This window comes from Neisseriaceae bacterium CLB008, assembly GCA_041228285.1.
Taxonomy (GTDB): domain Bacteria; phylum Pseudomonadota; class Gammaproteobacteria; order Burkholderiales; family Neisseriaceae; genus JAGNPU01.
In genome coordinates, this window is record CP166133.1 from 1,692,230 (window position 1) to 1,701,084 (window position 8,855).

General features: G+C 40.2%; 14 protein-coding genes. 1 reads left to right on the forward strand and 13 read right to left on the reverse strand.

What is annotated here, in order from left to right; all coding sequences use genetic code 11:
• Positions 1-88: 88 nt before the first annotated feature.
• The 11 genes from AB8Q18_07660 to AB8Q18_07710 form a co-directional block, all read right to left on the reverse strand.
• Positions 89-445 (reverse strand): hypothetical protein, encoded by a 357-nt coding sequence (locus AB8Q18_07660; protein XDZ50081.1) that lies wholly within the window; start codon positions 443-445, stop codon positions 89-91.
• A 97-nt stretch (positions 446-542) separates the two neighbouring features.
• Positions 543-1,064 (reverse strand): transposase, encoded by a 522-nt coding sequence (locus tag AB8Q18_07665; GenBank protein ID XDZ50082.1) that lies wholly within the window; start codon positions 1,062-1,064, stop codon positions 543-545.
• A gap of 155 nt (positions 1,065-1,219) precedes the next feature.
• The gene (locus tag AB8Q18_07670; GenBank protein XDZ50083.1) at positions 1,220-1,579 is read right to left on the reverse strand and encodes a hypothetical protein; all 360 of its coding nucleotides are present in this window, start codon (positions 1,577-1,579) and stop codon (positions 1,220-1,222) included.
• Positions 1,580-2,428: 849 nt separating this feature from the next.
• Positions 2,429-2,758 (reverse strand): hypothetical protein, encoded by a 330-nt coding sequence (locus AB8Q18_07675; GenBank protein XDZ50084.1) that lies wholly within the window; start codon positions 2,756-2,758, stop codon positions 2,429-2,431.
• A gap of 148 nt (positions 2,759-2,906) precedes the next feature.
• The gene (locus AB8Q18_07680) at positions 2,907-3,170 is read right to left on the reverse strand and encodes a hypothetical protein (GenBank protein ID XDZ50085.1); all 264 of its coding nucleotides are present in this window, start codon (positions 3,168-3,170) and stop codon (positions 2,907-2,909) included.
• Between the two features lie 693 nt (positions 3,171-3,863).
• The gene (locus AB8Q18_07685; GenBank protein ID XDZ50086.1) at positions 3,864-4,115 is read right to left on the reverse strand and encodes a hypothetical protein; all 252 of its coding nucleotides are present in this window, start codon (positions 4,113-4,115) and stop codon (positions 3,864-3,866) included.
• A 486-nt stretch (positions 4,116-4,601) separates the two neighbouring features.
• A complete protein-coding gene (locus tag AB8Q18_07690; GenBank protein XDZ50087.1) occupies positions 4,602-4,937 on the reverse strand; it encodes a hypothetical protein in 336 nt (111 codons plus the stop codon).
• Between the two features lie 176 nt (positions 4,938-5,113).
• A complete protein-coding gene (locus AB8Q18_07695) occupies positions 5,114-5,416 on the reverse strand; it encodes a hypothetical protein (protein XDZ50088.1) in 303 nt (100 codons plus the stop codon).
• A 10-nt stretch (positions 5,417-5,426) separates the two neighbouring features.
• Positions 5,427-5,702, reverse strand: coding sequence for a hypothetical protein (locus AB8Q18_07700; GenBank protein ID XDZ50089.1), 276 nt, complete (start codon positions 5,700-5,702; stop codon positions 5,427-5,429).
• A 476-nt stretch (positions 5,703-6,178) separates the two neighbouring features.
• On the reverse strand, positions 6,179-6,514 hold the full coding sequence (locus AB8Q18_07705) for a hypothetical protein (GenBank protein XDZ50090.1): 336 nt from the start codon (positions 6,512-6,514) through the stop codon (positions 6,179-6,181).
• 76 nt (positions 6,515-6,590) lie between these two features.
• The gene (locus AB8Q18_07710) at positions 6,591-6,947 is read right to left on the reverse strand and encodes a hypothetical protein (protein ID XDZ50091.1); all 357 of its coding nucleotides are present in this window, start codon (positions 6,945-6,947) and stop codon (positions 6,591-6,593) included.
• A 42-nt stretch (positions 6,948-6,989) separates the two neighbouring features.
• Here AB8Q18_07710 and AB8Q18_07715 point away from each other — a divergent pair, with 42 nt between their 5' ends.
• Positions 6,990-8,129 (forward strand): surface lipoprotein assembly modifier, encoded by a 1,140-nt coding sequence (locus AB8Q18_07715; protein XDZ50092.1) that lies wholly within the window; start codon positions 6,990-6,992, stop codon positions 8,127-8,129.
• 124 nt (positions 8,130-8,253) lie between these two features.
• On the opposite strand, the gene AB8Q18_07720 is transcribed toward AB8Q18_07715, so the two are convergent.
• Both AB8Q18_07720 and AB8Q18_07725 read right to left on the reverse strand, forming a co-directional pair.
• The gene (locus AB8Q18_07720) at positions 8,254-8,460 is read right to left on the reverse strand and encodes a hypothetical protein (GenBank protein XDZ50093.1); all 207 of its coding nucleotides are present in this window, start codon (positions 8,458-8,460) and stop codon (positions 8,254-8,256) included.
• 31 nt (positions 8,461-8,491) lie between these two features.
• A complete protein-coding gene (locus AB8Q18_07725; GenBank protein ID XDZ50094.1) occupies positions 8,492-8,854 on the reverse strand; it encodes a hypothetical protein in 363 nt (120 codons plus the stop codon).
• Position 8,855 lies beyond the last annotated feature (1 nt).

Genomic DNA, 8,855 nt, shown 5'->3' on the forward strand with positions numbered 1-8,855 from the left:
TCGCTAAACACGGCCAATACTTGGGCCATATATAATGGCATTAATTTAGTGGGCACAGGCATTCTTTCACTCCCCTTATAACAGTCCACTAATTACACAAACCCGTTAGTTTTTTGTTTTTGATACACTTTGATCTATTATAAATAACATAGCCTTTCTCCTCCATACATGTTGATATTGCTTTACGTCTCTCTATCACATCCTGAGTAGTCATACCTGAATAAGCAACGGATAAATCTAAACGGCCATCACTATAATTCTTAACACCACAAGCCTGTAGATCTTTCCATCTTTGTTCAGTATCCGTATGTCCAATCGTATCGGTTTTTTGATATCCTTGAATCACTGGGGGGGCTAAATATATATCAGGATTATATTTAGGTATAACCCGTATGGGGATACAGCCGCTCAAGGCAATACTCATTAAAACCAGCCAGCTTTTCATGGGTTTCTTTCTTGTTGGTAATAAAATCCGTAAAGAAACAGCAAACGTAGGGTGGGCAAAGCTTGCGTGCCCACCGAACCACCATCAATGCACACACCTACTCACCAAACTGACCTAAATCATCATGATCGCCCCAATTCAGTGGCAAGAAACCCTCACGCACATAGCGATGAAAACTTGAATAAGGCCAGTCTCGTACCTGCACCACCAAACCATGCTTCACAGGATTATGATGTATGTAATCAATATGACGCTGTAAATCTTTCTCATCACGAATTTGGTGTTCCCAATAACGCCTTTGCCAAATCCCCTTTTCTCGCTTTCTTATTTTACTCGCACTACGTGCCGTATGCGGATAGGCCCTCGAAAACAAGCTTTTTATTTGGCCCCAACGCAAAGCATAGTTGGCATCATCCGCAGGCATGCGCCAAATAGCATGCAAATGATCAGGCAAAACGCAAATAGCTTCCGTCACAAAGGGATAACGCGAAGCCACCTGCTTATAAACCCTTTTAAAGTGTAAAATCTCATCAACCAATAGCGTCGAACGGCGATCGGCCAAAACAACCGTGAAAAAATAGGTGCCTCCATGTATGAGGCTGCGACGATAATGTGACATAGGGTACTTAATTTAAATGACAAATAACTATATCACGCTTTTGCAACTACATTGAAAAGTAAAAATGTCTATCTTCGTTAAGAGGTATAGGAATGACAATCAACCGCGTGGGCACGCAAGCTTTGCCCACCCAACTCTTGCTGCCCTACGCCTGTTTAATTACACAGTCCTGTGGGTTTCCTATTTTTGATACAACGCTCAATACTATAAATCACATAGCCTTTTGCTTCCATACACTGATATATTTTATCTCTTCTAGCGATCACTTGCTTTACAGTCTCCTCTGGACCTTGCCCATTTAAATCTAATCTTCCTCCATTATATTTTTGAACACCACAGGTTTGTAAATCATGCCATCTACGATCAGGATCAGTATGGCCTATAGTGTCTGTCTTTTGATACCCTTGAATCGGGGGAGGATAATACTCAGCATCAAGGTTAACTGGCGTTACAACTCGGATGAGGCAGCCACTTAATACTGTCCCACTTAACATTAATATCAACCATTTATTCATATTTATTTACCAAATTTAAAAATCAACTGCATGACAATCCGCCTTGAACGGTTTGAAGACACGGTTAATACTCGGTGCTCAAATATGAATATTTTCGGACTCCGTTCCTTAGCTTGGCTACTTAACAAAACACGCTTCTTTCACTATGGGATGATACGTATAATAGCTAAAATTCAGGTTTTCACCCTTTTTAAAGCCAATCCAATAAAGTCATTTGGCATATACATTACTCAAAAAAATGGGTAGCCTCAATCTACCCATTCCAACCAATGTGATTAGACTCTACGAGACAATCGCCGTATCTAAATGCGCTAGTTAAACACGGCTAATACTTGGGCTATATATAACATCAACAGCATATACAGCTGGCACATGCATTCTTTCACTCCCCTTATAACAGCCCACTAATTACACAAACCTGTCGGTTTTTTATTTTTGACACACCGCAAATTGCTGTAAATAACGTAGCCCTTTGCTTTCATACAGGCCGATATATTTTCACGTCGAGCAATTACTTGCTTAGATGATTCACCGGGAGCTGAGGCATTCAAATCCAAATCACCTCTATTATAGTCAACCACACCACAAACCTGTAAATCCTTCCATCGCTGATCTGGATCAGTATGCCCAATCGTATCGGTTTTTTGATATCCTTGAATCACTGGGGGGCTAAATATATATCAGGATTATATTTAGGTATAACCCGTATGGGGATACAGCCACTCAAGGCAATACTCATTAAAACCAGCCAGCTTTTCATGGGTTTCTTTCATGCAGATAATGAAAGTATTTAAAGAAACAACGTAGGAACGCAGGCTTTGTCCATCCTATTATTGTTAAAAAATATTGCTAAAAACATTTTTCATCAACATAATAACTAGACTTTCCTAAAATAGCGTTTGTATCCAGATCATATACCACCCCCCGTCTAATTGTCTTCGGGCAAAACAATGCTTTTGAATAAGTATAGCACTCAGCCATTCCTAAAACATTTCCTGTATCAAACGCTCTCTCTTGCCGCTTACGACATTGGTATCCGTTATTTGTCCATTTTTCAACAAACTGGTTTACATGCTGTCCCTTCCAGTCATCCTTATAAACAGGAGTATTTGTTGTTGTAGTACAAGCTGAAAAAAATAGTAAAAACAACAGTACTCTATATGCTTTAAATTTATTCATACATACTTGACCTTCTTAGCCTTTATTTTAGATACTGCTGTAATTGTTGAATCTTCTGAACTGTCTCAGAAGACACGTTAATCATCATAACATTCTGGCTATTTTGATTGCTCAGCTGATTCATATCCCGATTACTTTGCTTTTGTATCTAATCTTGTAAGCTTTGAGCACCATCAGGTTGCTTGGCCACATGCACTACTTTGGGCTTATCTAGTACTTGCTGATAAACTTCTTGCATGTTCTCACGGTGCTTGTCCTGTAGTTGCTTAAGCACTTTATCGTCTTTAGGATAGCTGATTGGCGTCGGCACATACTCGGTTTTACTGCCAAGTGCACCAGACCCAGGGCTACTGTGAACGCTGTTGCTGCTGACAAACCACTGGGGAAGCCTTAATCGAATTCCAGTAATCATTGCCATAGCCGCCTGCAAACGTAGCCACGGGGTCATTACTCGGTGCCCAAATGTAAATGTTTTTAGGGTCTGTTACCTGTCCTACTTTATCAATAAAACGGTCTGCTTTAGCCGCAGGATTATTCACATAACAGCTAAGATTAGGGTTTTTACACTTTTTAAAACCAAACCAAAAAACTTATTTGGCATATGTATTACTCAAAAAAATGGGCCGCCTCAATCTACCCATTCCATCAAATGTGATTAGACTCTACGAAACAATCGCCGTATCTAAACACGCTAGTTAAACACGACCCAGGCGCACCAAACTCACTTAGAGTCTATTAAACCAAGAAATCCCTACCCATTTAAAATATGCAATTTTTTCTAAAAACAATTAGCAGTAACCTCATGACTTGACTTCCCTAAAATCCTTTCTGTTGCCAAATTATAAACCGCTCCCTTCCTAATAGTCTTAGGACAAATTGGTTGATTATATCTAATATAACATTCCACTATTCCTGCATCCTCTCTAGCCTTCCTTTTACTACAAGAGTACCCTTTGCCTTGCCACTCTTTACTAAACTCATCAACATGGCGACCCTTCCAGCCGTCTCTATATACGGGTCCATTGGTTGTATTCATACAACTTGTCAATATCAATGAAAAAATAACCATAAAACATATTTGAATTTTATTCACGTCCTACACCTTTTAATTTAAATGCCGCTGCAATTGTTGAATTTTCTGGACCGTGGCAGAAGGTACATTAATCATCATGACATTCTGGCTATTTTGATTACCTAGTTGATTCATGTCCCTATTACTTTGCTTTTGTACCTGCTCCTGTAATATTTGAGTGCCATCAGGTTGTTTGGCCACAGGTACCTGTTTTGGCTTGTCTAAAACCTGTTGGTAAACCCCCTGCATTTTCTCTCGATGCTTTTCCCGTAATTGATTAAGCACTTTATCGTCTTTAGGATAGCTGATTGGCGTAGGCACATACTCGGTTTTACTGCCAAGCGCACCAGAGCCTGGACTACTGTGAACGCTGTTGCTGCTGACAAACCACTCCAGTAATCATTGCCATAGCCGCCTGCAAACGTGACCACGGGGTCATTACTCGGTGCCCAAATATAAATGTTTTTAGGGTCTGTTATCTGTCCTGCTCTATCAATAAAACGGTCAGCCTGGGCTGCAGGATTATTCACATAATAGCTAAAATTCAGGTTTTCATTCTTTTTAAAGCCAACCCAATAAAATCATTTGGCATATACATTGCTCAAAAAAAATGGGCAGCCTCAACCTACCCATTCCCCCAATGTGATTAGACTCTACGAAACAATCACCGTATCTAAATACGCTCGCTAAACACGGCCAATACTTGGGCCATATATAATGGCATTAATTTAGTGGGCACAGGCATTCTTTCACTCCCCTTATAACAGTCCACTAATTACACAAACCCGTCGGCTTTTTATTTTTGACACACCGCAAATTGCTGTAAATAACATAGCCCTTTGCTTTCATACAGCTATTAATTCTATCTCTACGTGCAATCACTTGCTGAGTAGTATCATCAGGACCAAAAGCATTCAAATCTAAGCGACCTTCATCATACTGTCTCACACCACAAACCTGTAAATCTTTCCATCTTTGTTCAGTATCCGTATGCCCAATCGTATCGGTTTTTTGATATCCTTGAACTGCCGGCGGAACCAAATAAATATCGGGATTATATTTCGGTATAACCCGAATAGGGATACAGCCACTCAAGGCAATACTCATTACAACTAGCCACCTTTTCATGGATGTCTTTCTTGTTGGTAATAAAATCCGTAAAGAAACAGCCTGGGCAACACAGGCTTTGCCCGCCCTACTGCTGCCAAGCGCCTAAGCATTCCAACTTTTAACAAATCACTCATGCAATATAAAACTACTCAGACATACTTTTCATTTATGTCTTATTCTGTCTGTAAACCACCACAAGCCTCATATTTTTGAAGGTGTTTAATATTACAAGTCTTATCTCCCGGCTTTCCTAAATAATACCCTTTGTTCTCCATACATATGGATGCTTTTAAATGTAAATTAATAGGCATAGAGTTATACCCAATACTTAAACCACATTTTTTTAGATCAATCCCTACTTGCTCTCTTGTCGTATCATGTCGTTTCCAACTCTCAATAGCTGTCCGGGGAGGTTGATCAATAGTCAAAGTACAAGCACTACATAATAATAAAACACTGATTACCTTTATAGTCACTTAACAATCCTTACTTAATTTTTTGATAACTAGCTGGAAAATATAATGCCTGTCCATTAGGAGAATTCGACCAAAATCCTGCTCGCAAACACTCTGGACTCCCAGAAACATAACAATTATGCGGCGTCTCCGTACCCGTCAAGATATTCAAATATTGCCCCCATTTCGTCGTGCCCTCTGGCCTATCTCCACCTGTCGGTTTATTTCCACCCAACACCGTCCCAACAAAATCATCCTTATGTGATTGATATTGAATCTCTTTCACCCTTGCTTCTGCTTCACTCATTTTGTCCCGACCCTGTAATGAAGACAATAGCCCATCAGCTTTTAACGCATTATAAGCAGGCCCTACCATATTAATAGTCAAGCCACCATATTGCCCTACACTATTCGGATTTCTACTAATCGATTCCAAAGCATTGCCCACCGTGAGGCTACCACGACTATGACCATCAAAATGTATGCCTGATTGACCATATTTTCCATTAGATTTTTTGTAACGCTTACTATGGGATGATTCGTATAATAGCTAAATTCAGATTTTTACACCTTTTAAAGTCAACCCAATAAAATCATTTGGCATATACATTACTCAAAAAAATGGGCAGCCTCAACCTACCCATTCCAACCAATGTGATTATATGCTACGGAAAACCACCGTATCTAAATGCGCTAGTTAAACACGGCCAATACTTGGGCCATATATAATGGCATTAACTTAGTGAGCACATGCATTCTTTTTACTTTCCTTAGAACAGTCCACTAATTACACAAACCCGTCGGCTTTTTATTTTTGACACACCGCAAATTGCTGTAAATAACATATCCCTTTGCTTTCATACAGCTATTAATTCTATCTCTGCGGGCAATCACTTGTTCTACCGTTACCCCAGGTCCTTGCCCATTTAAATCTAATAAGCCTTCATTGTATTGTCTGACCCCACAAACTTGTAAATCTTTCCATCTTTGTTCAGTATCTGTATGCCCAATCGTATCGTTTTTTTGATATCCTTGAACTGCCGGCGGAACCAAATAAATATCGGGATTATATTTCGGTATGACCCGAATGGGGATACAGCCACTCAAGGCAATACTCATTAAAACCAGCCACCTTTTCATGGATTTCTTTCTTGTCTATAAGGAGGTAAATAAAGTTTGCCTCCTTATACGTTAGCTAATTACATAAACCCGTCGGCTTTTTGTTCTTCATGCAACGTTCGGGGCTGTAAATCACATAACCTTTTTCTTTCATACAACCATTCACTTTATCCCTACGCACAATAACTTGCTTCACAGTCACTCCTGGTCCTTGGCCATTTAAATCTAATAAGCCTTCATTATATTTCCTGACACCACATGCCTGTAGGTCCTTCCACCTCTGATCTGTATTTGTATAACCAATAGTCTCAGCTTTTTGATACCCCTCAACAGGTGGCGGAAGACCATAAATATTAGGGTTGTATTTCGGTATGGCCCGAATGGGGATACAGCCGCTCAAGGCAATACTCATTAAAACCAGCCAGCTTTTCATGGGTTTCTTTCTTGTCGATAATGAAACCTGTAAAGAAACAGAGTGGGCAACACAGGCTTTGCCCACCCTACACTTGCTCTAGCGCGGCAACGTGGCCAACACACTTTGGCAGTCAAGGCTTACCGGAGCATTATTGCCCAGCAACCAGATCTGGTTTACGTCCGCTTCGATCTAGCCGCGATGCTCTACGAAAATAAAGAATATGAAGCAGCCAAAGATCAATTTACTAAAGTCAAAGCCGATGATATAGATGAACACCTTAGGTACATTGCTGAACGATACCTAACGCAAATACAGCGTAAAATAGGTTGGAATCTACAGGCTGGTGCACAATACGTTCAAAACAGTAACGTCAACAATGCCTCTTCTGTCAAAGAATTCAATATAGGCCCCTATGTCTTCATTAAAAATGAAGAGGCAATGCCCAAAAAAGCCAAAGGCCTCAGTGCATTTCTAGCCTTAGATCGAGACATCAATATTGAAGGCAATCACTATGCCACAATAGCCGCACAGCTTAAGGGTACACGCTATTGGGATGAATCTGAGTACAATGAGCACACGCTAAGACTAGAAGGTGGATACAAAAATCAAGATATTAAAACCAGTTTTAGTCTTAGCCCCTTTTATGAGCAAAGCTGGTTAGGAGACGCTCGTTATAGCCACAATATTGGGCTCGTTTCTGAATACAGCCGATGGTTATCATCCAAAACCCAAGTCATCGGAGCCTATACCTACGCCCATAAACGCTATCACGATCAGGGTCTACAACGCTATGAAGGCAACTTACACGGACTTTCTAGCGGCATCGCCTATTTTGTGTCGTCAACATTGGTGTTCAACGGTGGCATAGACCATCAGATTGACCATCTTAATGCAGAGGATGAGTCCTCGCGTAAAACCAGTGTACGACTTGGCGTAATTAAAGAGTTTACTGGTGGATTATCAGCCAGGACCGCAATGCGTTACGGCCAACGCCGATTTGATGCCCCTCACTTTTTTCTAGGTCAAATCCGTAGAGACACCGAATACCAGGCAAACGTAGCCCTTTGGCACAGGCAGCTCCACTTTAAAGGCATTACCCCTAAGCTTAACTATCGGTATCTAAAAATAAATAGTAATCTGCCCGCCTTTTACTCTCGCCAAAGCCAACAGTGGTATGTATCGTTGGAAAAAACGTTTTAAACACATAAGCTCACGGACGAAAAAGACCAACTACGAGCAAAATAGCAAGGACATGACTCTCACCAAAAATATTACATCATTTTTACATTAGCTTTCACTCGGTCAGCTGAAACGTCTTAATTCACTATTTACCCACTGGGACAACTTGAACCATACGTGGTGGGCCACCACATTTTTTAACAAACGCTGCCTGCTCTTCTTGCGACAGCTGCTTAAAATAATCTGGATGTACAGCACAATCTTCATAATATAAATCAGACACAATAGAGCAGCCGCTTAAAAGAATTGTACTGATTAAAAACAACGGTATTAATTTATTTTGTAAATGCATTTAATGCCTGTTCTAGCTCATGGCTTAAAAATTATCTGTTTCTAACGTTCTTCAATGATTGGCAAGCTGGCCCATCACCATCTCCACCTGCGGTACAACGAGATGCTTTAGAACCATCCAAGCCCCGAGGATAAAATTTGTACCCTTTACCTAGTAAACATTCTTGATTCAATCTATGTCTTTCTTCAAACTGTTCTTTTTTATTATATTTGTATTCCGCTGCTCGATAACATTCATCAAAATCATTGATCTGAGTTTTTTGGGTCATATCTTTTTTATACCAACTATCTTCCTCTGTCGGAATATTTCCAACAAAGATATCAGTCATAAGAGAGTTGCATCCATACAAAAAAAGCACTAACGCCACTAAAGTAATCTTTTTAATAAAATGCATA